Annotated in this window: 24 protein-coding genes; 10 read left to right on the top strand and 14 right to left on the bottom strand. The window is 64.8% G+C overall.

Annotated elements, in window-relative coordinates; genetic code table 11:
* The first annotated feature begins 314 nt into the window (after positions 1 to 314).
* The 3 genes from GDN70_RS08890 to GDN70_RS08880 all read left to right on the top strand — a co-directional run bounded on the left by GDN70_RS08890 (position 315) and on the right by GDN70_RS08880 (position 1,137).
* The gene (locus GDN70_RS08890; RefSeq protein WP_008546179.1) at positions 315 to 521 is read left to right on the top strand and encodes a YdcH family protein; all 207 of its coding nucleotides are present in this window, start codon (positions 315 to 317) and stop codon (positions 519 to 521) included.
* 122 nt (positions 522 to 643) lie between these two features.
* On the top strand, positions 644 to 862 hold the full coding sequence (locus tag GDN70_RS08885) for a hypothetical protein (protein ID WP_028140284.1): 219 nt from the start codon (positions 644 to 646) through the stop codon (positions 860 to 862).
* A gap of 23 nt (positions 863 to 885) precedes the next feature.
* Entirely contained in the window at positions 886 to 1,137 is a 252-nt protein-coding gene (locus tag GDN70_RS08880) for a hypothetical protein (protein WP_028140285.1), read from the top strand.
* Here the strand turns inward: GDN70_RS08880 and GDN70_RS08875 are convergent.
* Positions 1,134 to 1,859, bottom strand: coding sequence for a GGDEF domain-containing protein (locus GDN70_RS08875; RefSeq protein WP_081494282.1), 726 nt, complete (start codon positions 1,857 to 1,859; stop codon positions 1,134 to 1,136). The two genes, GDN70_RS08880 and GDN70_RS08875, sit on opposite strands and share 4 nt — an antisense overlap.
* A gap of 141 nt (positions 1,860 to 2,000) precedes the next feature.
* Here GDN70_RS08875 and purE point away from each other — a divergent pair, with 141 nt between their 5' ends.
* The gene (gene purE, locus GDN70_RS08870) at positions 2,001 to 2,489 is read left to right on the top strand and encodes a 5-(carboxyamino)imidazole ribonucleotide mutase (RefSeq protein WP_038948420.1); all 489 of its coding nucleotides are present in this window, start codon (positions 2,001 to 2,003) and stop codon (positions 2,487 to 2,489) included.
* Positions 2,486 to 3,592 (top strand): 5-(carboxyamino)imidazole ribonucleotide synthase, encoded by a 1,107-nt coding sequence (locus GDN70_RS08865; protein ID WP_152102406.1) that lies wholly within the window; start codon positions 2,486 to 2,488, stop codon positions 3,590 to 3,592. The genes purE and GDN70_RS08865 overlap by 4 nt, the downstream gene beginning before the upstream one ends.
* A 45-nt stretch (positions 3,593 to 3,637) precedes the next feature.
* On the opposite strand, the gene aqpZ is transcribed toward GDN70_RS08865, so the two are convergent.
* Complete coding sequence (gene aqpZ / locus GDN70_RS08860; RefSeq protein WP_028140288.1) at positions 3,638 to 4,360, bottom strand: aquaporin Z; 723 nt, start codon at positions 4,358 to 4,360, stop codon at positions 3,638 to 3,640.
* A 261-nt stretch (positions 4,361 to 4,621) separates the two neighbouring features.
* Between aqpZ and rpsU the strand changes: the two genes are divergently transcribed.
* Both rpsU and GDN70_RS08850 read left to right on the top strand, forming a co-directional pair.
* Positions 4,622 to 4,921: a 30S ribosomal protein S21 gene (gene rpsU, locus GDN70_RS08855; RefSeq protein WP_028140289.1), complete on the top strand. Its 300-nt coding sequence runs from the start codon at positions 4,622 to 4,624 to the stop codon at positions 4,919 to 4,921.
* Positions 4,922 to 5,191: 270 nt separating this feature from the next.
* The gene (locus tag GDN70_RS08850) at positions 5,192 to 5,842 is read left to right on the top strand and encodes a tetratricopeptide repeat protein (protein WP_152102405.1); all 651 of its coding nucleotides are present in this window, start codon (positions 5,192 to 5,194) and stop codon (positions 5,840 to 5,842) included.
* A gap of 16 nt (positions 5,843 to 5,858) precedes the next feature.
* On the opposite strand, the gene GDN70_RS08845 is transcribed toward GDN70_RS08850, so the two are convergent.
* The 12 genes from GDN70_RS08845 to GDN70_RS08790 all read right to left on the bottom strand — a co-directional run bounded on the left by GDN70_RS08845 (position 5,859) and on the right by GDN70_RS08790 (position 15,826).
* Entirely contained in the window at positions 5,859 to 6,839 is a 981-nt protein-coding gene (locus tag GDN70_RS08845; RefSeq protein WP_152102404.1) for a hypothetical protein, read from the bottom strand.
* 92 nt (positions 6,840 to 6,931) lie between these two features.
* Positions 6,932 to 7,216, bottom strand: coding sequence for a cupin domain-containing protein (locus GDN70_RS08840; RefSeq protein WP_028140292.1), 285 nt, complete (start codon positions 7,214 to 7,216; stop codon positions 6,932 to 6,934).
* A 251-nt stretch (positions 7,217 to 7,467) separates the two neighbouring features.
* A complete protein-coding gene (locus GDN70_RS08830) occupies positions 7,468 to 8,946 on the bottom strand; it encodes a sodium:proton antiporter (RefSeq protein ID WP_152102403.1) in 1,479 nt (492 codons plus the stop codon).
* Complete coding sequence (locus tag GDN70_RS08825; RefSeq protein ID WP_152103678.1) at positions 8,900 to 9,697, bottom strand: alpha/beta hydrolase; 798 nt, start codon at positions 9,695 to 9,697, stop codon at positions 8,900 to 8,902. The genes GDN70_RS08830 and GDN70_RS08825 overlap by 47 nt, the downstream gene beginning before the upstream one ends.
* A gap of 28 nt (positions 9,698 to 9,725) precedes the next feature.
* Complete coding sequence (locus tag GDN70_RS34875; protein ID WP_162832257.1) at positions 9,726 to 9,896, bottom strand: hypothetical protein; 171 nt, start codon at positions 9,894 to 9,896, stop codon at positions 9,726 to 9,728.
* A 19-nt stretch (positions 9,897 to 9,915) separates the two neighbouring features.
* Positions 9,916 to 11,313, bottom strand: a complete 1,398-nt coding sequence (locus GDN70_RS08820; protein WP_028140295.1) for an NAD(P)(+) transhydrogenase (Re/Si-specific) subunit beta — start codon at positions 11,311 to 11,313, stop codon at positions 9,916 to 9,918.
* Positions 11,314 to 11,352: 39 nt separating this feature from the next.
* Positions 11,353 to 11,670, bottom strand: a complete 318-nt coding sequence (locus GDN70_RS08815) for a proton-translocating transhydrogenase family protein (RefSeq protein ID WP_018317801.1) — start codon at positions 11,668 to 11,670, stop codon at positions 11,353 to 11,355.
* Between the two features lie 11 nt (positions 11,671 to 11,681).
* Entirely contained in the window at positions 11,682 to 12,809 is a 1,128-nt protein-coding gene (locus GDN70_RS08810) for a Re/Si-specific NAD(P)(+) transhydrogenase subunit alpha (RefSeq protein WP_152102402.1), read from the bottom strand.
* Positions 12,810 to 12,946: 137 nt separating this feature from the next.
* Positions 12,947 to 13,099, bottom strand: coding sequence for an aa3-type cytochrome c oxidase subunit IV (locus tag GDN70_RS08805; protein WP_028140297.1), 153 nt, complete (start codon positions 13,097 to 13,099; stop codon positions 12,947 to 12,949).
* A 97-nt stretch (positions 13,100 to 13,196) separates the two neighbouring features.
* The gene (locus GDN70_RS08800) at positions 13,197 to 13,583 is read right to left on the bottom strand and encodes a type II toxin-antitoxin system death-on-curing family toxin (RefSeq protein ID WP_038948414.1); all 387 of its coding nucleotides are present in this window, start codon (positions 13,581 to 13,583) and stop codon (positions 13,197 to 13,199) included.
* Positions 13,580 to 13,846 carry an AbrB/MazE/SpoVT family DNA-binding domain-containing protein gene (locus GDN70_RS08795; protein WP_038948412.1) on the bottom strand — a complete coding sequence of 89 codons (267 nt, stop codon included), beginning with the start codon at positions 13,844 to 13,846 and terminating at the stop codon, positions 13,580 to 13,582. The genes GDN70_RS08800 and GDN70_RS08795 overlap by 4 nt, the downstream gene beginning before the upstream one ends.
* Before the next feature lie 72 nt (positions 13,847 to 13,918).
* Positions 13,919 to 15,826 (bottom strand): M3 family oligoendopeptidase, encoded by a 1,908-nt coding sequence (locus GDN70_RS08790; protein ID WP_152102401.1) that lies wholly within the window; start codon positions 15,824 to 15,826, stop codon positions 13,919 to 13,921.
* Positions 15,827 to 15,953: 127 nt separating this feature from the next.
* Here GDN70_RS08790 and GDN70_RS08785 point away from each other — a divergent pair, with 127 nt between their 5' ends.
* From GDN70_RS08785 to GDN70_RS08775, 3 genes are all read left to right on the top strand, one after another.
* Positions 15,954 to 17,450, top strand: coding sequence for a sigma-54 dependent transcriptional regulator (locus GDN70_RS08785; protein ID WP_152102400.1), 1,497 nt, complete (start codon positions 15,954 to 15,956; stop codon positions 17,448 to 17,450).
* A gap of 347 nt (positions 17,451 to 17,797) precedes the next feature.
* Positions 17,798 to 20,011, top strand: coding sequence for a murein L,D-transpeptidase (locus GDN70_RS08780; protein WP_152102399.1), 2,214 nt, complete (start codon positions 17,798 to 17,800; stop codon positions 20,009 to 20,011).
* Between the two features lie 269 nt (positions 20,012 to 20,280).
* A complete protein-coding gene (locus GDN70_RS08775; RefSeq protein ID WP_095426667.1) occupies positions 20,281 to 21,909 on the top strand; it encodes a DUF882 domain-containing protein in 1,629 nt (542 codons plus the stop codon).
* Positions 21,910 to 21,911: the final 2 nt, after the last annotated feature.

Raw genomic sequence — 21,911 nt, 5'->3', positions numbered from 1 at the left:
TAGGGTTGAACCTCAGGATTCGATCCGGACAAGGAAGTGTACATCAGCGATTCGTCCTGTCGATGGGTAACCGTCGCCGCAGCTTCATTTTTGAAAATTCATATGTAACGAAGCGTGAGTAAAGGAACCGCGCGGGAAAAATCCATGATATCAATGCGCTTGCGCAGCGCCGCAGCGATCAGCGGAAATATGTCGCTGGAGATCGGCGAACGATGGTCGCAGATCGCTTGCGATCACGCCGCGCAAGGACGATAATTTCCACAGGGCATCCACAGCCTTAATCCCACGCCTATCGGTTTTCGGCCACCGCAGACATGACCAATGAAGACGAGCGTGAGCTCGAAGCCGAGCTCACCCGGTTGCAGCAGGAACACCGAGATCTCGATGCGGCGATCGATGCACTGCATCAATCGCCCGCCCCCGACCTATTGCGGTTACAGCGCTTGAAGAAGCGCAAGCTGTTGTTACGAGACCGCATCGCGTTCATCGAAGACCAGATCACCCCCGACATCATCGCCTGACCTGCGATCCGGCTTTCCCTCGCGCGGATGAATCCGCTTGACTCCAAAAGAACAAAATAGGAACATTTGACGACCCCAGCGCCCCCAGAAAACGCCCAGGACAACTGACAAGGACAATGCAGATGTCGACAGCCGCCCTTCTCGACAACAGCCATTATGAACAGGCGTGCGATCAGGCGATCGCGATGTGCGACGGCAATCTGCGCAGCACCATCAAGGCGCTGATCATGGCCAACGAATATCTGGAGGCCGAGCTGGAGGAATTGCAGGCGGCGATTTCCGCCGGCTGCATTCCGGACACCTCGCGCAGCAAGATGCGGAGCAAGAGCAGCGCCGCCTGAACCGTCAGCTATCGGAGCCGATCATGCCCGACGTCACCTACTACGTTGCATTGCCCTTCCTGATCGACGAGGACGGATCGCCGGTGGCGGGTGCTGCCGAGGAATGCCAGACATCGGCTGCCGCCCTGCGTCGTGCGGAAATGCTGGCGCACGGCGCCGGCCATATCGGCGCCGTCGCCTTCAGCCGCAGCGGCGATCCCCTGACCGGCGAGTTTGGCGACGCCAAATTGCTGCGGAAATTCGGTAACGTACCGCCAGATCTCAGCGCGCTTTAGCTGCCGACCAGCCTGACCCCCGGCTCGTGCCGCCGGTGCGCCTTGCGCACATACATGGCGGCATCCGCCTCCTCCAGGGCGCGGCCCGGGTCGGACTGCGCCCCCAGAAGCGCGACACCGGCGGAGGCGCCCGCGGTCACCTCCTGGCCGCGAAAGACAAAGGACAATTCGTCGACCGCCTGCTCGAAGATGGCCGCCTTCGCCTTGGCGTCGGTCTCGCTGAGATTCCACAGCAGCAGCGCGAACTCGTCGCCCCCGAGCCGGCCGACCACGTCGGAGGCACGGACCTGCCGCGTCAGCGTGGCGGCAATCGCCTTGAGCACCTCGTCGCCGGCGCCATGACCGAACGAATCGTTGATCGGCTTCAACCGATCGACGTCGAGCACGATCAGCGCCCCGCTGGCGCGGTAGCGCTTCATGTAGGCGATGGCGCGCGCGAGCTCGCGCTCGAAGCCGCGCCGGTTGGGGATATCGAGCAGGAAATCGGTGTCGGCCGCAGCTTCCAGTTCCGCGACCCGGCGCTGCGCCTCCTTGAGCTTGGCCCGCAAGCCCCGGATCGTCGTCCTGACGGCATCCTTGGCTCCATCATCGCCCGAGGCGCCGCGCGTCGGCGGCCCCGCCGAACGCCTGGTCAGCCGTTTTGGGGCGGCTTTGGATCGGCCGGCACTGGTTTTCCGGCCCTTTTTGGCCTTCGCAGCGCCCGCCCTTTTTGGTTTCTTCATGGGCATCCTGCTCAATGAAGGCTTGCGGGGATTCACCAAGACAGGATAGTGGATTCCCTTCTCCTTGCCACCGCCTTGCGAGCCGCCGGCCGGAACCGTTAATCTGGCCTATCTTTCTGTTTTTCGGGCACAATTAACGTCATGACCGCGCCGATCGCCATCATCATGGGAAGCCAGTCGGACTGGGACACGATGCGGCATGCCGCCGACACGCTTGCCGCGCTCGGCGTCGCCGCCGACACCCGCATCGTCTCGGCCCACCGCACCCCCGACCGTCTCTTCGCTTTCGCCAAGGGCGCCAAGGCCGCGGGTTACAAGGTCATCATCGCCGGCGCCGGTGGCGCTGCGCACCTGCCCGGTATGGCGGCGGCGCTGACCGAACTCCCGGTGTTCGGCGTTCCCGTCGAATCCAAGACGCTCAAGGGCCTCGATTCGCTCTATTCGATCGTCCAGATGCCCGCCGGCATCCCGGTCGGCACCCTCGCCATCGGCAAGGCCGGGGCAACCAACGCCGCACTGCTGGCAGCGGCCGTCCTGGCGTTGTCCGACCCGGCCTTGGCCAATCGCCTCGCCGCCTGGCGCAAGGCGCAGACCGAGGCGGTCGCCGAGCGCCCGGAGGACAAGGCGTGACCGACACCAGGCAGGTGAAGCTGAAGCCCGGTGACACCATCGGAATCCTCGGCGGCGGACAATTGGGCCGGATGCTGGCCATGGCTGCGGCGCGGCTCGGCCTGCGCTGCCAGGTGTTCTCGCCCGATCCGGACTCGCCGGCTTTCGACGTCGTATTGAACGCGACCTGCGCCGAATATGCCGACGTCGAGGCGCTCGAACTGTTCGCCAACGACGTCGACGTCATCACCTACGAATTCGAGAACGTGCCATCGGCCGCCGCGATGGTGCTGGACGCGCGCCGACCCGTGCTGCCCAACCGCAAGATTCTCGAGACCACCCAGGACCGGCTCGCCGAAAAGGATTTCGTGACGCGGCTCGGCATCGGCACTGCGGCCTATGCCGACGTCACCTCGGTGTCCTCGCTGCGCGAGGCGATCGCCAGGATCGGCCTTCCGGCCGTGCTCAAGACCCGCCGCTTCGGTTATGACGGCAAGGGCCAGGCCATCATCCGCGAGGGCGACGATATCGCCAAGGTGTGGACCAGCCTCGCGACCAAATCCGCGATCCTGGAAGCCTTCGTGCCATACGAGCGCGAGATCTCCGTGATCGCCGCACGCTCGGTCACAGGCCAGGTCGAGTGTTTCGACGTCACCGAGAACGAGCACCGCGACCATATCCTGAAGATATCGCGCGCGCCGGCGCCGATCCCGGCTGCGCTCGCCGAGGAAGCACGCAGCATCGCCGGCAAGATCGCAAGCGCGCTCGACTATGTCGGCGTGCTCGCTGTCGAGATGTTCGTGCTCGCCAACGGCACCGGCCCGAAGGTGCTGGTCAATGAGATCGCCCCGCGCGTGCACAATTCCGGGCACTGGACGCTCGACGGCGCGTCGGTCTCGCAGTTCGAGCAGCACATCCGCGCCATCGCCGGCTGGCCGCTCGGCAAGCCCGCGCGCCACGGCGAGGTCGTCACCATGACCAATCTGATCGGCGACGAGATCAACGATTACGAAAAGTGGCTGAGCGTGCCCGGCGCGACCGTGCACATCTACGGCAAGGGTGCGCCGCGCCCCGGCCGGAAGATGGGCCACGTCACCGAAGTCAGGCCGACGAAAGGCAAGTAGCGGGACCGCAGCAATCGCTGCGATCCCGCTTCGCTCGAAAACGCTTTAGGCCGTCTTCGCGCCTGCGACGACGCCCGTGGGCTCCTCGCTGAGCCAGCGATAGATCACCCCGCCCAGCGCACCGCCGATCAGCGGTGCGACCCAGAACAGCCAGAGCTGCGCGATCGCCCAGCCGCCGACGAACAGCGCAGGACCCGTGCTGCGCGCCGGGTTCACCGAGGTGTTGGTGACGGGGATGCTGACGAGATGGATCATCACCAGCGCAAGCCCAATCGCGAGCGGCGCGAAGCCGGCGGGCGCGCGGCCATGGGTCGCGCCCATGATGATGAACAGGAACATCATGGTCATCACCACCTCGGTGAGGAAGCACACGATCATGCTGTACTGGCCGGGCGAATGCGCATCATAGCCGTTGGATGCGAAGCCCTTGCTGACATCGAATCCGGGAGCTCCGCTCGCGATGACGTAGAGGAGCCAGGCGGCCACGATCGCGCCGGCCACCTGCGCGATCACATAGGGCAGGATCTGGCCGGCCGGAAAACGCCCGCCGGCGGCAAGACCGACCGTGACGGCCGGGTTGAGATGGCAGCCGGAGATATGGCCGATCGCATAGGCCATGGTGACCACGCTCAGTCCGAATGCGAGGGAGACACCGACCAGACCGATTCCGACCTGCGGGAAGCCGGCAGCGATCACCGCGCTTCCGCAGCCTGCGAATGTGAGCCAGAAGGTGCCGATGGCTTCAGCGGCGTATTTCTTGATATCCATGTGTCGTCCCCTGCTTTCAAAGATTCCGGAACAAGCTCCGGAAACGGCCCCATCCCTGGCGTCGAATCGCCCAAATCAGGGCCGCACAGAGGTATTTTCGCCTCATTTAATGGCTGAACTTGGCCCGAAAGCCCGCTTGTCCGGTGGACATCCCGGGATTTGTCTGATACATCCGCGCCCTCAAGGTTAAGGGCTTGCGCGTTTTCGCCATCCCCTTCGTCTTACCAGAATTCAAATCCGATCCACTGAAGAGGATGCCGCGTGCAGGTTCTCGTTCGCGATAACAATGTCGACCAAGCCCTCAAGGCGCTGAAGAAGAAGATGCAGCGCGAGGGAATTTTCCGCGAGATGAAGCTCCGCGGTCATTACGAGAAGCCCTCCGAGAAGAAGGCCCGCGAAAAGGCCGAAGCTGTGCGCCGTGCGCGCAAGCTGGCCCGCAAGAAGCTGCAGCGCGAAGGCCTGCTGCCGATGAAGCCGAAGCCGGTGTTCGGCGCCGGTCCCGGCGGTGATCGCGGCGGTCGTGGCCCGGGTGCAGGTGCTGGTCCGCGCGGACCGCGCTGATTTACCGAATTTTGCAAGATTTCAGTTTCGATAACGCGGGCCTCTGGCCCGCGTTATTGTTTGTGCGCGGGGCCTTTTCCGGGTCGGCACCACGGATGCGGCACGCAAGCGCGATGAGATTTGGATTGAACGTCGTCGCGCTTTAGTTTGTTGTTTGAGCAATCTCTACGCAAACGCATCGCGCGTTTGTCGCGAGGAAAAACCGCTGCATACTTTTCGCCAACGCGGCCCTTCGGGTCCGGATCATGCTCTAGCGCGAGCGAACCGTAGATGGCCTCCCCCCTCCCCCAGCACGGCTTGACGTGGCTACGCCGGATCTCGCAGCCGCCGTTCGCGCTGGCGCTCATGGGGATAGCGTTGTGCGGCTGCTCGTTCGATCTGGGATCGCTGATGCCGGAGAAGGACAAGCCGCAGGAGGCGCCCAAGGCCGCCGCGCCCGCCGAGAGCGCGGTGAGCGCCGCCAACGTCACCGAGGCTCAGGCCCACACCGCAAAAGCCCAATCCCTGGCCAAGTCAGGCGAGGTCGCGGCGGCGCTCGACGAGTTCAATCGCGCGGTCGGGCTCGATCCCTACAATGCGCAGGCGCTGTATGGCCGTGCCCTGATCTACCAGAGCAACAATCAGCACGACTTCGCGATCGCAGATTTCAGCGCTGCGAGCGGGCTCAATCCCCAGAAGGTCGAGCCGCTGCTCGGCCGCGCCACCAGCTATCTCGCGCTCGGCAAGGTCAAGGAGGCCACGGCCGATCTGGATGAGGCCTCAGAGGCCGATCCGCACAACGCGCAGGTCTGGACCGCGCGGGGACAGGCCTATGAGCGGCTGGGCGACAGGGCCAAGGCGGCGGCGTCCTACACCAGGGCTGTATCGCTTCGTCCACGCGACGACGCCGCGCGCAGCGGCCTGGCCCGCGTCGGCGGCTGACGGTTCTGGCACCGTCTCAATCGGGGGTGGCGCTCTTCGGCAGAACCGAGTGGAACATCGACTTCATGCCCGACAGCATCTCGTCGGCGACATTGGTCTTCTTGGGCCGCGGCATGGAGCCGCCGGCGTCGGCGCGCAGATCGAGCGGTGGCGCGATCACCGGCACGGGAATGTCAGCCGGCGGCGTCATCCGATTCGGATCATCGCTACCGACCGAGGCCGTATAGGACGGATTGGCCGGCGAGGAGCCATCCTTGCCATAGGCCTCTGGTGAGGGCGTCGATACCGTGATCGGCGGCGGCAGCGGACGGACCGTAGCCGGCTCCATGCTGATGACCCGCGGGGCCTCGGGCGTGCGAGCGGCTTCCCGCACGGCAGGCTCGGTCGGCTTCTCGGCTGACCTGGTCTCGGACGGCCTAACCTCGGCAGGCTTGGTCTCGGCGGACTTGCCCTCAGACGACTTGCCCTCAGGAGACTTGCCCTCAAGAGACTTGCCCTCAGGAGATTTGCGCAGACGCTCGATCGCGGCACGCACGAGGTCGTTGGCGTCGGGGACCGGAGCCGCGGCAGCCGACGCCGAATTGGCCTCAACCACCGGAGCAGCGGGAGCGGGCGTGCTGGCGGCCGGGGTAGACGTCGGGGTAGACTTGGCGACCGCCTTCTCGCGCGCCGACGGCTTGCCACGCGGGCTGGCCTCGGCCGGAGCCACATCCGCAGCCTTGTGCTCGGCAGACGGCTGATCGGCAGCCTTTTCAGCCGCCGGCTTGTCCGTCACGCTCTTCTCGGGGATGCCTTTGGCCTTGACGCCGGGCGCCGGGAGATTGGCCACATCGGCGGGCTTGCCGTTCTTGCCGGCCTCGGCAGGGGCCACGACGGCCGCAGGGGCGTCAGCCGCCGGCTTGGCGTTGATGTAGTGGTTAACGATGTACGCCCCGATGATCGTCGCGAGCACCGAGGGGAAAATATCCATCGAAATTTTAGCGAGGTATTTCAGCATTCCGGCCACTCCCCGCGCGATCTGATGCGGGAACTTTGGGGCATTGTAAGGGATCAACTGCGACGGATCGATGGCAAGTTGTAAGGCCGGACCTACGGCTTCAGCTCGATCTCAAGGAACACGATCTCGGTTGAGGTTTCGTTAAGTACGTCATGTTGGACGCCCGCCTTGCGGAAATAGGATTTCCCGGCCGCCAGCTGCGCCTTGGACCGCTCGCCGCCCGGCGCCACGATGGTCATTTCGCCCGCGACGACGGGAACAATCACATAGTCCATGCCGTGGGTGTGATGCCCCGTGGCGCTGCCCGGACCGAGCCGCCATTCCGTCACCCGGACCTCCTCGTTGTCGACCTGAACCTCGGATCTGGCGGCAAGCATTGGGACCTCTCCTGGGACGCGATCCCGGCCCCGAAGGGCCGCGTGAGCGCAAAGTGGGTTCAGGGCACGAAACCATGAATACGTAGACGCCAAATACCATCACATGGACCAGCCCGAACAGGACGTTTGTCCTGCCCGTGCCGAAGGTCGGCATGCTCAGGACGAAGGTCGGGAGCAAGAGCACGCTGCCCCCGGGCGTTGAGGCCGAGCTCGAGCTCCTTGTCGAGCGGCGAGCAAATCGGCCGGCGGATTCAATGCCAGCGCAGGATCGGCGCGACCGGCAGCAGCGTCAGCAGCATGAACAGCGGGATCAGCACCGCGCCGGCGCGCACGAGATAGCCAAAGAAGCTCGGCATCTTGATCCCGTTCTCGCTGGCAATGCTGCTGACCATGAAGTTCGGCGCGTTGCCGATATAGGTGAGCGCTCCCATGTAGACGGCGCCCATCGAGATCGACGCGAGCGTGCCCGACAGCTGATGCATCAGCATGTGCGGATCGCCGCCGGCAAGCTGGAAGAACAAGAGATAGGTCGGCGCATTGTCGAGAAACGCCGACATCAGGCCGGTAAACCAGAAATAGGCGACCTCGCGCGGTGTGCCGTCCGGTGCCGTCACGGCCGACAACAGCCAGGCAAAGGCGCCGTGATGGCCGGCATTGAGCATGGCAATGACCGGGATGATGGCGACAAAAATGCCCGCGAACAGTTTTGCGACCTCGCGGATCGGCTCCCAGGTGAAGCCGTTGGCCAGCCTGTGCTCGTCCGGCGTCAGCCACACCGACAGCGCCGCAATGGAAAGCAGCGCCAAATTGCGCGCGATGTCTTCCAGCTCCAGCTTCGTTCCGAGAATGTCGAAGGCGATAGCGGGCTTCCACATCGCCGAGGCCAGCAGGCTCGCGACGATGGCTGCGATCAGCACGAGGTTGACCAGACCGCGGATGCGGACCGGATCCGCAGGACCGGCGTCGCTCAGCGCGGGCTCGCTGCGGAAGCGCCAGGAATCGATGGCGATGAAGATCGCGAGCAGCAATCCGGCGACGATTGCGGTCTGCAACCAGATGCTCCGCGTGGTCCAGAAGAAGTCGACGCCGTGCAGGAAACCGACGAACAGCGGGGGATCGCCGAGCGGGCTCAGCGCGCCGCCGACATTGGCGACCAGGATGATGAAGAAGATGATGACGTGGGCGTTGTGGCGCCGCGGCCGGTTGGCGCGGATCAGCGGACGGACCAGGATCATCGCGGCCCCCGTGGTGCCGACGATGCTTGCCATCAGGGTGCCGAGCGCGAGGATGCCGGCATTCGTCGCCGGCGTGGCCTTGATGTCGCCGGTAATGAGAATGCCTCCGGCCACGACATAGAGCGCGAACAGCAGCACGATGAAGCCGAGATATTCAGCGAGCATGGCATGGACGAACGCCGCCAGCGTCGCCATGCTCCCGGCAAAAATGACGAGCGAGGCCAGCGCCAGCAGCGACCAGGCAGCAGCGATCTTGCCGTAATGATGGTGCCAGACTTTTGCAAACAGCAGCGGTCCGAGCGCGATCGACAGCAACAGGCCGGCAAAGGGAAGCGCATAGGGCCAGCGCATCGCCGCACCATCGAGGCCGGTTGCGGCCCAGGCCTGCTGCGGCAACAAAGCGAGGATGGCGGCGAGGGATACGCCCCACAGCCGGGAGACGAGCCGTTCAGGATCCAATGAAGCGCCTTGCCGTTTCGATCGCACCGAACGCATCGAGATTGTCGTGTCCGCCGCCCGCAAAGCGAACGAACTGCTTCGGTTCATGCGCGAGCGCGAACAGACGCTCTCCGAACACGATCGAAATGACAAGGTCATTGGTGCCATGCATCACCAGGAGCGGCACCGTGACGCGCGCGATCCGCTCGTCGGAAGGGAACGGATCGCGCATCAAGAGGCGCACCGGCACGAACCAGAATGACGAAGATGCAATGTCGGCCGTCGAGGTATAGGGGGCCTCCAGGACGAGCTTTCCAACACGCTGTTCCGAGGCGAGCGCAACCGCCACGCCGGTCCCCAGCGAGAAGCCCCAGGCGACGATTCGTTCCGCCGTGTAGCGGGCGGTGGTGAAGGCGTAGGCGGCAGCGGCATCGCGCAGCAGACCCTCCTCGCTCGGCGCGCCGCTGGAGCCGGCATAGCCGCGGTAGGACAGCGCGACCAAGCCGGTGCCATCAGCCGTCATGGCCTTGAAGCGGCTGACACGGCCGGCGAGAAAATCGCCATTGCCCGGAAAATACAGGATCACGGGACGACCGGGCCTCGCCGGCACATGCCAGACGATGATCTTCTCGCCATCCGAGGTGGCCAGGACATGCTCCTCCGCCTCGGGACAATTTGCAGCCTCAGGCGGGGTCCGCTTGGCGGTCGGTATCGGAAACAGCATCTCGCGCTGCCGGGCATAGAGCACGACGAGCCCGGCGAGATAGACGGTCGCGAGCAGGATGACGGTCCATTTGGCGATGGTGATCATTGCGCGGCCGGCCCCCGGTTCAGGCTCAGGGCTTGCGACTGCTCCGCAGCAATTTCATGACGTCGGGCCGGAGGCTCGCCGGTACGTCCCGGCAGCCGCACGCCGCCTTGTGGGCGGCGTGCCATGCGACGCGCTGCTCGCGCGTCGCCTTGAGCGGCATGCGATGGGACCGGTGCCATTCCCTGTTGATGGCCACGGTCGGTTTCCTTCGCGTGCTACATCGCCTTGACGATGTTCTCGGTGACCTTCTTGGCGTCGCCGAGCAGCATCATGGTGTTGTCGCGATAGAACAGCGGATTGTCGATGCCGGCATAGCCGGAGGCGAGCGAGCGCTTGATGAACATCACGGTGCCGGCCTTCCAGACCTGAAGCACGGGCATGCCGTAGATCGGCGAGGTCTTGTCCTCCTCGGCCGCCGGGTTGGTGACGTCGTTGGCGCCGATCACGAAGGCGATGTCGGCCTGCGCGAACTCGGAGTTGATGTCCTCGAGCTCGAACACCTCGTCATAGGGGACGTTGGCTTCGGCGAGCAGCACGTTCATGTGGCCGGGCATGCGGCCGGCGACCGGGTGAATGGCGTACTTCACCTCGACGCCTTCCTTCTTCAGGATGTCGCCCATCTCGCGCAGCGCGTGCTGCGCCTGCGCCACTGCCATGCCGTAGCCGGGCACGATGATGACCTTCTGGGCATTCTTCATGATGAAGGCCGCGTCGTCGGCCGAGCCGAGCTTGGCGGGCTTCTGCTCGCCGCCGCCACCGCCGGCCGCCGCGGTCTCGCCGCCGAAGCCGCCGAGAATGACCGAGATGAAGGACCGGTTCATCGCGTGGCACATGATGTACGACAGGATCGCGCCGGACGAGCCGACCAGCGCACCGGTGATGATCAGCGCGGAATTGCCGAGCGTGAAGCCGATGCCGGCCGCAGCCCAGCCGGAGTAGGAGTTCAGCATCGAGATCACGACCGGCATGTCGGCGCCGCCGATCGGGATGATCATGAGCACGCCGAGCGCCAGCGCCAGGATGACGATCAGCCAGAAGTCGAGCGCGCCGCCGGTCAGGACCAGGCGGACGATGAAGAACACCAGCGCCACGGCAATCGCGATGTTGATGATGTGACGGGCGGGCAGGATGATCGGCGCGCCGCTCATCCGCGCGGACAGCTTCAGGAACGCGATCACCGAGCCGGTGAAGGTCAGCGCGCCGATGGCGACGCCGAGCGACATCTCGACCAGGCTCTGCGGATGGATATTGCCGGGGGTGCCGATATCGAAGGCCTCGGGCGCGTAGAACGCGCCGGCGGCGACCAGCACCGCGGCCATGCCGACCAGCGAGTGGAAGGCGGCGACCAGCTCCGGCATCGAGGTCATCGGCACGCGACGGGCGATCACCGCGCCGATCGCGGCACCGATGGCGATACCGACGATGACGAGCACCCAGGCGAGGCCGTCTGCCGGCGGATGGTTGGCCAGCGTGGTGGCGACCGCAATCGCCATGCCGATCATGCCGAACAGATTGCCCTGGCGCGACGAAGCCGGGCTCGACAGCCCGCGCAGCGACAGGATGAACAGCACTCCCGCCACGAGATACAAAAATGCAGAGAGGTTGGCGCTCATCTCAGGTCCCCATTGATCCCTTCAGCCCGAGGTGGCCGCTTACTTCGACTTCTTCTTGTACATCGCCAGCATGCGCTGGGTGACAAGGAAGCCGCCAAAAATGTTCACGCAGGCGAAAATGAGCGCGACAAAGCCGAAGGCGCGGGCCCAGCCCGAGCCACTCGAGACGTTCGCGACGCCGCCGGCAAGCAACGCGCCGACCACGATCACCGAGGAGATCGCGTTGGTCACGCTCATCAGCGGCGTGTGCAGCGCCGGTGTCACCGACCACACCACGAAATAGCCGACGAAGACGGCGAGGACGAAGATCGACAGCCGGAAGATGAAGGGGTCGACGACCTGTGCAGCATGCTCCATGGCGGGTCTCCTTAAGCCTTCGGCTGGAAGTTCGGGTGGATGACGGCGCCGTCTTTCGTGAGCGCGGTCGCCTTGACCAGTTCGTCGTCCCAGTTCACGGCGAGCTTCTGCTCTTTCTGGTCGACCATGGTCTCGATGAAGGAGAACAGATTGCGCGCGTAGAGGCTGGAGGCCGAGGCCGCGACGCGGCCAGCGACGTTGGTGTAGCCGACAATCTTGATGCCATCGAGGTCGACGACCTCGCCGGCCTTGGCGCCCTCGACATTGCCGCCGCGCTCGACGGCGAGATCGACCAGCACCGAGCCCGGCTTCATCGACTTGACCATCTCGCCGGAGACGAGCTTCGGCGCGGGCCGGCCCGGGATCAGCGCCGTGGTGATCACGATGTCCTGCTTCTTGATGTGCTCGGCGGTGAGCGCGGCCTGCTTGGCCTGGTATTCCCTAGACATCTCCTTGGCGTAGCCGCCGGCGGTCTGCGCGTTCTTGAACTCCTCGTCCTCGACGGCGAGGAATTTCGCGCCGAGCGATTCGACCTGCTCTTTGGTCGCGGGCCGCACGTCGGTCGCGGTCACGATGGCGCCGAGACGGCGCGCGGTCGCGATCGCCTGGAGGCCGGCGACGCCGACGCCCATCACGAACACTTTCGCCGCAGGCACGGTGCCGGCAGCGGTCATCATCATCGGGAAGGCGCGGCCGAACGCCTCGGCGCCCTCGATCACGGCGCGGTAACCGGCGAGGTTCGCCTGCGAGGACAGCACGTCCATCACCTGCGCGCGCGTGATGCGCGGCATCAATTCCATCGCGAAGGCGGAAACGCCGGCATCGGCGATCGTCTTCAGCGCGGCCTCGTTGCCATAGGGGTCCATGATGGCGATGACGAGCGCGCCGCGCTTGTACTGCGCGAGCTCGGAGGCTTCAGGACGCTTCACCTTGATGATGATGTCGGCATCCTTCAGCGCATCTGCGCTGACGGTGGCACCTACCGCGGTGAATTCGGAATCCGGCAGGCCCGATTTGAGGCCGGCGCCCGGCTCGACGGCGATCTCGGCGCCCAGCGCCTTGAACTTCTTCACCGTATCGGGCGAAGCGGCGACTCGCGGCTCGAGCGGATCGATTTCCTTGGCAACGGCGATCTTCATAGGTCCTCCGGCGGCGCGGGACAGCGCGCGCGCAAACTAAGCGTTACTCCCGCGGCGTTCGATACCGGTTTTGGCACCGGCTTGGATGCAAATATTCTGGGCAGCTGCTGCCGCTGGCGTGTGCAGCTGCCGACAGATCAGGTCAGGAAGACCGCCATCAGGATCACGATGAGCGCGACCGAGACCGTGCCGTACTTCACCAGCTTGATGAAGCCCTCGTAGGTCTGCTCGTGGGCAACGTAGTCGTTGCCGTCGGCGGTGCTGTACGCCACTTCGCTATGATCAGCCATGGATTGTCCCCAGTCGAAAGTCGAATTCTTGGGCTGGGATACCTGAAACCTTCGAGCAGGGCAACGGCGCTGGGCAGCGGTTTTCCCGCAAATCGGCTCATTTGGAATCCCAATTGTCGCGGATCCAACGCGTCAGGTTCTCCTCGCTGACCTCGCCGGCAGCGAGCGACAGGATGATGGCTGCCGCTTCAGCCTCGGGTACAACGAAGTCGATGCCGTTCACGCCGAGAAACGTGTACAGCGCCAGCAGCGACGTGCGCTTATTGCCGTCGACGAACGGATGGTTGCGCGCGATGCCGAAGGCGTACGCCGCCGCCAATTCGGGAAGATCGGCGCTCTCGTAAGACCATTTGTTTCTGGGCCGATCGAGCGCGGATTCGAGCATGCCTTCATCTCGAAGGCCGCTTGCGCCGCCATGGATCGCCAGTTGTTCGTGGTGGATCGCAATGATGATCCGACGCGTCAGCCAGAACGGCTCATTCACTTGGCAAGCTCGGCGAGAGCGTTGTGATAACGCTTCATGCCTCGCCGTGCGACTTCCATTGCTTTTTCGAAGTCAGGATCATGCGGCGTCAGCAACACGCCACCGTCCGACTGCTCGACCGGAAACAGCCTGTCACCCTCTTTGAGATTCAGACGACCCGCGAGCTCCTTCGGCAGGATAACGCCGATCGAATTGCCTATCTTGCGCACCTGAAGCACGGTGGATTCGTTCTTCAAGTCCTTCGAGCTCGCGTTCTCGTTCATGGCAGCACCTCGTTATACATCTGTATAACACGACCCACCCAATTGTTCAACAAATGTTTTACGGCCCTACACTCAGCCCATCGCCTCGAGCTCGTCGATCATCCCGGCGATGACACTCAGGCCGCCGTCCCAGAACTTCGGGTCCTTGGCATCGAGCCCGAACGGCCGCAGCAACTCGGAATAATGCTTGGTGCCGCCGGCGGCTAGCATGTCGAGATAACGCTCGGCAAAGCCCTCGTTCGCGTTCTCGTAGACCGCGTAGAGCGAATTCACGAGGCAATCGCCGAACGCGTAGGCGTAAACGTAGAACGGCGAATGGATGAAGTGCGGGATGTACATCCAGTAGTTCTCATAGCCCGCCTTGATCTCGATCGCCGGACCCAGGCTCTCGCCTTGCACCGACAGCCAGATCTCGCCGAGCCGCGTCGCGGTGAGCTCGCCGTTCTTGCGCTCGGTGTGGACCGCGCGCTCGAACGAGTAGAACGCGATCTGCCGCACCACGGTGTTGATCATGTCCTCGACCTTGCCGGCGAGCAGCGCCTGGCGCTGTTTTGCATTTTTGGTCTGGGCAAGGAGCCGCCTGAACGTGAGCATCTCGCCAAACACACTGGCGGTCTCGGCCAGCGTCAGCGGCGTCGGCGCCATCAGCGCACCGTTCTTCGCCGCCAGCACCTGATGCACGCCATGGCCGAGCTCGTGGGCGAGCGTCATCACATCGCGCGGCTTGCCCTGGTAGTTCATCAGGACATAGGGATGCGCCGACGGGGTGGTCGGATGCGAGAACGCGCCCGGCGCCTTGCCCGGCCGCACCGGCGCGTCGATCCAGCGATCGGTGAAGAAGCGCTCGGCGATATCGGCCATTTTGGGCGAGAAGCCGCGATAGGCCGTCAGCACCATGTTGCGCGCGTCGGGCCAGCCGATGGTATCGGTCGCGGCAAAGGGCAGCGGCGCGTTGCGATCCCAATAAGCCAGCCGCTTCTTGCCGAACCACTTCGCCTTCAACGCGTAATAGCGATGCGACAGCTTCGGATAGGCCGCCCGCACCGAGGCGACCAGCGCATCCACCACTTCGCGCTCGACACGGTTGTTCAGATGGCGGGAATCCGCGACGTCCTGGAAGCCGCGCCAGCGGTCGGAGATGTCCTTGTCCTTGGCGAGCGTGTTGGTGATCAGCGCAAAGGTGCGCTCATTGGCCTTGAAGGTTTTTGCCAGTGCCTCGGCTGCGCTCTTGCGCTTGGCGCCGTCGCGGTCCTGCAACAGATTGAGCGTCGGCTCGATCGCCAACTCCTTGGCCCCGACCTTGAAGCGCAGTCCGGAGATGGTCTGGTCGAACAGCCGATTGAAGGCGGAATAGCCGGTCTGCGCCTTCTCCAGGAAAAGCTGCTCGAGCTTGTCGTCGAGCTGATACGGCTTCTCCTTGCGCAGATCCTCGATCCAGGGACGGTAGTGCGCGAGCTCGGGCGCTTGCATCGCCCGGTTCAAAATATCGTCATCGACACGATTGAGCTCGAGCGCAAAGAACAGCAAATGCGTGGACGCCGCCGTCAGCCGCTCGGAGACATCGCCGTAAAACTTTGAAATCGCAGGGTCCACGCTGTCGCCGGCGTGGACGAGCCCGGCATAGGAACCGAGCCGGCCGGCAAGATCGTCGATTGCCTCATAGCGTCGCACGGCTTTCGCGAGCCATTTTCCGCCATCTTCGTTTGCTGTCCCTGTCGCCAGCTTGCCCTTGTAGTCGGTCTCGAACGCGACGCAGTCGGCATCCATCGTTTCGAGATCGCGCGCCACTTCCGGCGCATCGATCCCGGAATAGAGATCGGCAAGGTTCCACTCCGGAAGCTTGCCGGTCTTGCTCGCAGGCTTTGCGAGCGGCGTTTTGGAGGACTTTGCCTTGGCGGCGGATTTCTTGGCGGCGGATGTTCTGGGGGCGGATGTTTTGGCGGCAGGCTTGCGGAGAGCAGTCTTGGAGCGCGAATTCATTGTGTGGGAAACCTGTGTTCAACAAGCGCGACGGCGGGCGGAGGCATCAAGGTTTAAGAGTGCGTTAATCGGCTTCGGCCAGAGTGCCCCGATTCGAGACAGATAGTAGTAGCGTGCGGGGAACACCATGGCTGCCAGTATTTTGATCGCTGACGACGACGCCGTAGCCCGCCGGCTGGTCGAGAACATGGTGCAGAAATGCGGCTATGAGACGGTCGTCGTGGACTCCGGTGACGCCGCGATCGCCGCCCTTACCGCTCCCGACGCGCCGGCCATCGACGCCGTCATCCTCGATCTCGTGATGCCCGGCCTCGACGGCATGGGCGTGCTGGCGAAAATCCGCGAAGCGGGTCTCAGCGTCCCCGTCATCGTGCAGACCGCCCATGGCGGCATCGACAACGTGATCTCGGCGATGCGCGCCGGCGCGGCCGATTTCGTGGTCAAGCCGGTTGGTGTGGAGCGGCTCCAGGTCTCGCTGCGCAACGCGCTCAACGCCTCCGCGCTCAAGGGCGAATTGCAGCGCATCCGGCACAGCCGCGAGGGCCGGCTGACGTTCTCCGACATCATCACCCGCGCCGAGGCGATGGCACCCGTGATGCGCGCCGCGCAGAAGGCGGCGAACTCTGCGATTCCCGTTCTGATCGAAGGCGAGTCCGGCGTCGGCAAGGAGATGTTCGCGCGCGCGATCCATGGCAGCGGCGAGCGCAAGGCCAAGCCCTTCGTCGCCGTCAATTGCGGCGCGATCCCCGACAACCTCGTCGAGTCCATTCTGTTCGGCCACGAGAAGGGCGCCTTCACCGGCGCGACCGAGCGGCACATGGGCAAGTTCGTCGAGGCCCATGGCGGCACGCTGTTCCTGGACGAGGTCAGCGAGCTGCCGCTGACTGCGCAGGTCAAGCTGCTGCGCGCGCTCCAGGAAGGCGCAGTCGAGGCGGTCGGCGGCCGCAAGCCCGTCAAGGTCGATGTCCGCATCGTCTCGGCAACCAATCGCCGGCTGCTGGAGCGGGTGAAACAAGGACACTTCCGGGAAGACCTGTTCTATCGCCTGCACGTGCTGCCGCTGACGATCCCCTCGCTCCGGGCGCGGCGCGAGGACATCCCGCATCTGCTCCGGCATTTCCTGGCGCGGTTTGCCGCCGAGGAGAACCGCGCGATCACCGGCATCAGCGGCGAGGCCATGGCCCATCTTGCCCAGCTCGACTGGCCCGGCAACATCCGCCAGCTCGAGAACGCGGTCTACCGCGCCGTGGTGATGAGCGACGGCGACCAGCTCGGCCTCGGCGACTTCCCTCTGCTCGCTTCGCAGCCGCATCCCGTAACCGAGATTCCGACCGCCCCGCTGATGCTCGAGCCGGCGGCGACCCCGTCGGTGGTATCGGGTAATGAAATACCGATCGCGCCGCTCCCGGCGGTAGGCACGCTCGCCCTGCTCACCGCGACCGGCGATGTCCGCTCGCTGGAGGACATGGAGAACGAGATCATCCGCTTCGCGATCTCGCACTACCGCGGCCAGATGTCCGAGGTGGCTCGCCGCCTCAAAATCGGCCGGTCCACCCTCTACCGCAAACTCGACGAGGCCGGGGTTCCCGGACATGGCGGGAAAAGCGGCGAGGAGACGCACTGAGCATCATGCGAACGAGGGTTCGCGCGGCGATGCGGGAGCGGCTGTAAGCCGTTCGCACGACGACAGAATTCGACTGCTTCTTGAACCGTGACTTGGAAGTGACAGACACAGGGAAAAGCGCGCTGTGCAGGCGCACAATCCGTTGCCAAGAGGCTCCCTTGAAGTCAGTTTGGCGTGAGTTGTCCCGGTTAGCGCTGGCTGCAAAACCGGGGCCTGTATATCGTCTGCGTATGAATCGTTGCGTGCAGGCGTGCAACTTTCGAGAGGCCGGCGCGATTTAGCCGAAGCTCAATAGGCGATAACAAAGCTGTTCCACGAGGGACAGTTCACCCGAGGGGTGCGACACAATGCGTGACTGTTTGAACCACCGTGCGGGCTTCGACCGTGTCTTGATGACGGTCGCGGCGACCTTCCTCACGGTGTCGGCCAGCTCAGCCCTGGCGCAGGATCAGGCGCGCAGCAGCGCTGCCGAGCTCGCGATCGAAGCCGCGATCCCGCGCCCCGAGCCGGCCAACGTCCCGCCCCCGACCGCCTCCGATATCAAGCTCGACACCACCGCCACGGTGCAGGATTCCGCCAAGGAGCCGGCACAGGCGCCCGTGAAGGCTGACATCGCACCGGCCCCGAACAAGGTCGAGACCAAGCCTTCCGACGTCGCCACCACGCCCGCCGCCGAGGCGCCGAAGGGCGAAACGGCCAATACCGAGCCTGCCAAGACCGAGCCTGTGAAGACCGAGCCGGCCAAGGCAGACACCGCCATGCCGGCTGCGCCTGCGGCACCGGCCACGGCTGCGGCACCTACCGTTGAGCCCGTGAAGGCCGCGAGCAATGTTCCCGCCGCCGACCAGCCGGTCGCCGACAAGCTCAAGGACATCATCGGCGCCAAGACCTCGCGCCATTTCGATCGCAAGAACGAGCGCGCGGCGATCGAGAAGTTTTATGGCGCACGCGACTTCGCGCCGGTCTGGACGCAAGGCGGCAGCCTGACCACCGCGGCCAAGGGCGTCATCGCGCGGCTGAAGGATGCGGCGTCCGACGGCCTCAATCCCGCCGACTATCCGGTGCCGGACTTCGCCAGCGCCACCACGCCCGATGCGCTGGCCGATGCCGAGCTCAAGCTCACCGCCAGCATGTTCGACTATGCGCGCCAGGCCCAGAGCGGCCGCATGCACTGGTCGCAGGTCAGCGGCGACATCCTCTATCCCGAGCATCCGGTCGACCCGAACGAGGTGCTCGCCAAGGTCACGACCGCGACGGACGCCTCCGCTGCGCTCGACAGCTACAATCCGCCCCACAAGCTCTACAAGGAGCTGAAGGCCAAGCTCGCGGAGCTTCGTGGTCAGGGCAGCGGCCCGGTGATCGAGATCGCCGACGGTCCGGCGCTGAAATACACCCCGGCCAGCAAGAAGCAGGCTGAGGTCGTCGTGGAAGATGCGCGTGTGCCGCAGCTTCGCGCCAAGCTCGGCCTTGCCGAGAATGCCGGCGACACCCGCTATGACGCAGCGGTCGCCGACGCCGTGCGAAAATTCCAGAGCGGCGCCGAGATGAAGGTGACCGGCGTCCTCGACGACAAGACGGTCAAGGCGCTCAACACCCCCAAGCGCGACAAGCAGATCGACGTGGTGCTGGTGAACATGGAGCGCTGGCGCTGGCTGCCGCGCGATCTCGGCGCGCCCGCGCTGGGCGATGCCTATGTGATCCTCAACATTCCCGACTACACGCTGAAGGTGATGCAGCGCGGCCAGCAGGTCTGGACCACCCGCGTCGTCACCGGCAAGCCGGGCACGCATGCGACCCCGCTGCTGACCGAGACGATGAAGTACATCACGGTCAATCCGACCTGGAACGTGCCGCCGTCGATCGTCTACAACGAGTATCTGCCGGCGTTGCAGCAGGACCCGACAGTGCTGCAGCGCATGGGCCTCAAGCTCGAACAGAACCGCGACGGCTCGGTGCACATCTCGCAGCCGCCCGGTGAAGCCAACGCGCTCGGCCGCATCCGCTTCAACTTCCCGAACAAGTTCCTGGTCTATCAGCACGACACGCCGGACAAGAACCTGTTCGCCAGGGAAGATCGCGCCTTCAGCCATGGCTGCATGCGCGTGCAGAACCCGGATCAGTACGCGTCCGTACTGCTCAACATCACCATGCCGAACGAGAAGTACACGCCCGAGCGCGTGCGCAGCATGTACGGCAAGAGCGAGATCGACCTGAAATTCCCGACTCCGGTCCCGGTCAACATCACCTATCAGACCGCCTTCGTGGACGATGCCGGCAAACTGCAGTTCCGCAAGGACGTTTATGGCCGCGACGCGACCATGATCAACATCCTGAAGAACAACCGCGGCAAGGATCTCGAGGCCGTCGTTGCGCATTCGCAGCCGAGCTATTCGCGCCCGGCGACGACCCTGCCCTCAGGCGTTGCCGTGGCCAACAATGGGGGTGGCTTCGGCTCGTCGGGCCCGAACTTCTTCGAACGGCTGTTCGGAGGCGGGGCGCCGACCCCGCCGCCGGCTCCGGTCGGCCGCCGGTCCCAGCAGCAGCGGGTGTTCACCCGGTAAGGCTGCGGGAGCTCAGCTTTTCGAATTCCACAACGATATCAACGGCCCCGTTCCATGGATGGGGCCGTTTAACGTTAACCATTGTCCACCTGGCTCCCGGCACCGGGCGTTTTTTTGCCACACTCAACGGGTTAGGATTGTAGCCTGACTTGGTTTGGGCGCGGGAAGGTCAACCTCGAATTAACCTTCTCGCTTTAAGAAAGCGTTCATCCTCTTTCGCACTGCTACGGGGTTGGCGGGAGAGTCCATTTTGAACGCTCGTCGACTGGGTGGGCTCATACGTGCTGACTGGTCTCGCACGCCAATTTACTGTGCTGTCGTTGTCCCATGCGGGAGTGAAGGCCGGATCCCGGATCGGCCTCGCTGCCGTATTGCTGCTTGCTGCCGCGGGTTCAGTCCACAACGCCGCCGCGCTGAGCGAAACCAAGACCCTCTCCTTCCACCACACCCATTCCGGCGAAGACCTGACCGTCACCTTCAAGCGTGATGGCCGCTATGACGAAGCGGCGCTGAAGCAGCTCAATCACTTCCTGCGCGACTGGCGCACCCAGGACGAGACGGTCATGGACCGCCGCCTCTTCGATATCCTCTGGGAAGTCTACCGCGACGTCGACGCCAAGCAGCCGATCCAGATCATCTCCTCCTACCGCTCCCCCGCCACCAACGCCATGCTCCGCCGCCGCTCCTCCGGGGTGGCGCGCTTCAGCCAGCACATGCTGGGACATGCGATGGACTTCTACATTCCGGGCGTGCCGCTGGAGCAGATCCGCTTCGCCGGCCTGCGCCTGCAGCGCGGCGGCGTCGGCTTCTACCCGACGTCGGGCTCGCCCTTCGTGCATCTGGACACCGGCAGCATCCGGCACTGGCCGCGCATGACGCATGACCAGCTCGCCCGCGTCTTCCCGGACGGAAAGACGGTGCACTTGCCGACAGACGGCACCCCGCTCAAGGGCTATGAGCTCGCCAAGGCCGAGATCGAGCGCCGCGGCAATGGCGACGACTCCAGCAGCAGCAAGCCGAACTTCTTCGCCGCTTTGTTCAAGGGCAAGTCCGCCGCTCCGGCCGCCAGCAGCGACGAGGACGACGAGGGCGCGCCCGCGCCGGCCGCCAAGCCGGCGGCAGCAACTGTCGTCGCAGCCGCAGCCAAGCCCGCCGATCCGGTGCCGACGCCGCGCGCCAAGCCGCAGATCGCCGCCGCGATCCAGCTCGCCTCGGCCGACGCACAGCTGGTCGCGCCGCCCAAGCCGAAGCCCGCGCCGGTGGCTGACAAGCCGGCACCCAAATCTGCGGAGGGCAAGCCGGAGACTCCGGCCGACATCATCAACGCCCGCGGCTTCTGGGATGATGTCCCGGCCGCGCCGCAGCAGGCGACGCCGGCGCAAATCGCTGCGCTGAAGGCCCGCCAGGCGCTCGCCTCTGCCACCGATCCGCAAGCAACCGCGAGCGTGTCCAACGCGGCCCTTCAGGCGCTGGCTTTCGCGCCGGCCGCCTCCCCGGTTGATCGCGCCAATGTCGTCGCCGCCTCCGCGCCGATCCCGCGCTCGGCCCGTCCCGCGTCGCGCAGCATCGCCCAGGCGACCGAAATCAACACGGTGGTCGGCAAGAGCGTCGACGGCGCGGTCGCGACCGCGACCCGCCTCTCGGCCGCCAAGAGCGAGAGCATCTGGCTCAAGATCGTGATGCTATCGCCGAGCGCCAGCCGCGCGATGTCGGTCACGCTGATGGGCGAGCTCGATACGGCCGCGCTGCGCGGCTATTTCGTCAAGCCGCAGGCCGTGATCGCAATGGGCTTTGCCGACGACCCGATGCACGGCCTGTCCTGCGACAGTTTTTCGGGCAGCGCGACCGCGAAGCTCCAGACGACGTCTTTCGTCATGCGCACGGCCGCGCTGCGCTGAGG

It is taken from the genome of Bradyrhizobium sp. TM102 (assembly GCF_009176685.1).
Taxonomy (GTDB): domain Bacteria; phylum Pseudomonadota; class Alphaproteobacteria; order Rhizobiales; family Xanthobacteraceae; genus Bradyrhizobium; species Bradyrhizobium ottawaense.
This window is presented reverse-complemented; position numbering and strand designations above follow the sequence as displayed.

Excerpts from the sequence above, each read along its gene's own strand:
- GDN70_RS08780 (WP_152102399.1), top strand. The coding sequence starts at position 17,798 with ATGCGTGACTGTTTGAACCACCGTGCGGGCTTCGACCGTGTCTTGATG.
- GDN70_RS08815 (WP_018317801.1), bottom strand. The coding sequence starts at position 11,670 with ATGGAGCATGCTGCACAGGTCGTCGACCCCTTCATCTTCCGGCTGTCG.
- GDN70_RS08820 (WP_028140295.1), bottom strand. The coding sequence starts at position 11,313 with ATGAGCGCCAACCTCTCTGCATTTTTGTATCTCGTGGCGGGAGTGCTG.
- GDN70_RS08880 (WP_028140285.1), top strand. The coding sequence starts at position 886 with ATGCCCGACGTCACCTACTACGTTGCATTGCCCTTCCTGATCGACGAG.
- GDN70_RS08850 (WP_152102405.1), top strand. The coding sequence starts at position 5,192 with ATGGCCTCCCCCCTCCCCCAGCACGGCTTGACGTGGCTACGCCGGATC.
- GDN70_RS08790 (WP_152102401.1), bottom strand. The coding sequence starts at position 15,826 with ATGAATTCGCGCTCCAAGACTGCTCTCCGCAAGCCTGCCGCCAAAACA.
- GDN70_RS08875 (WP_081494282.1), bottom strand. The coding sequence starts at position 1,859 with ATGAAGAAACCAAAAAGGGCGGGCGCTGCGAAGGCCAAAAAGGGCCGG.
- GDN70_RS08795 (WP_038948412.1), bottom strand. The coding sequence starts at position 13,846 with ATGAACGAGAACGCGAGCTCGAAGGACTTGAAGAACGAATCCACCGTG.
- GDN70_RS08810 (WP_152102402.1), bottom strand. The coding sequence starts at position 12,809 with ATGAAGATCGCCGTTGCCAAGGAAATCGATCCGCTCGAGCCGCGAGTC.
- GDN70_RS08805 (WP_028140297.1), bottom strand. The coding sequence starts at position 13,099 with ATGGCTGATCATAGCGAAGTGGCGTACAGCACCGCCGACGGCAACGAC.
- GDN70_RS08890 (WP_008546179.1), top strand. The coding sequence starts at position 315 with ATGACCAATGAAGACGAGCGTGAGCTCGAAGCCGAGCTCACCCGGTTG.
- aqpZ (WP_028140288.1), bottom strand. The coding sequence starts at position 4,360 with ATGGATATCAAGAAATACGCCGCTGAAGCCATCGGCACCTTCTGGCTC.
- GDN70_RS08885 (WP_028140284.1), top strand. The coding sequence starts at position 644 with ATGTCGACAGCCGCCCTTCTCGACAACAGCCATTATGAACAGGCGTGC.
- GDN70_RS08840 (WP_028140292.1), bottom strand. The coding sequence starts at position 7,216 with ATGCTTGCCGCCAGATCCGAGGTTCAGGTCGACAACGAGGAGGTCCGG.
- purE (WP_038948420.1), top strand. The coding sequence starts at position 2,001 with ATGACCGCGCCGATCGCCATCATCATGGGAAGCCAGTCGGACTGGGAC.
- GDN70_RS08830 (WP_152102403.1), bottom strand. The coding sequence starts at position 8,946 with ATGCGTTCGGTGCGATCGAAACGGCAAGGCGCTTCATTGGATCCTGAA.
- GDN70_RS08785 (WP_152102400.1), top strand. The coding sequence starts at position 15,954 with ATGGCTGCCAGTATTTTGATCGCTGACGACGACGCCGTAGCCCGCCGG.
- GDN70_RS08845 (WP_152102404.1), bottom strand. The coding sequence starts at position 6,839 with ATGCTGAAATACCTCGCTAAAATTTCGATGGATATTTTCCCCTCGGTG.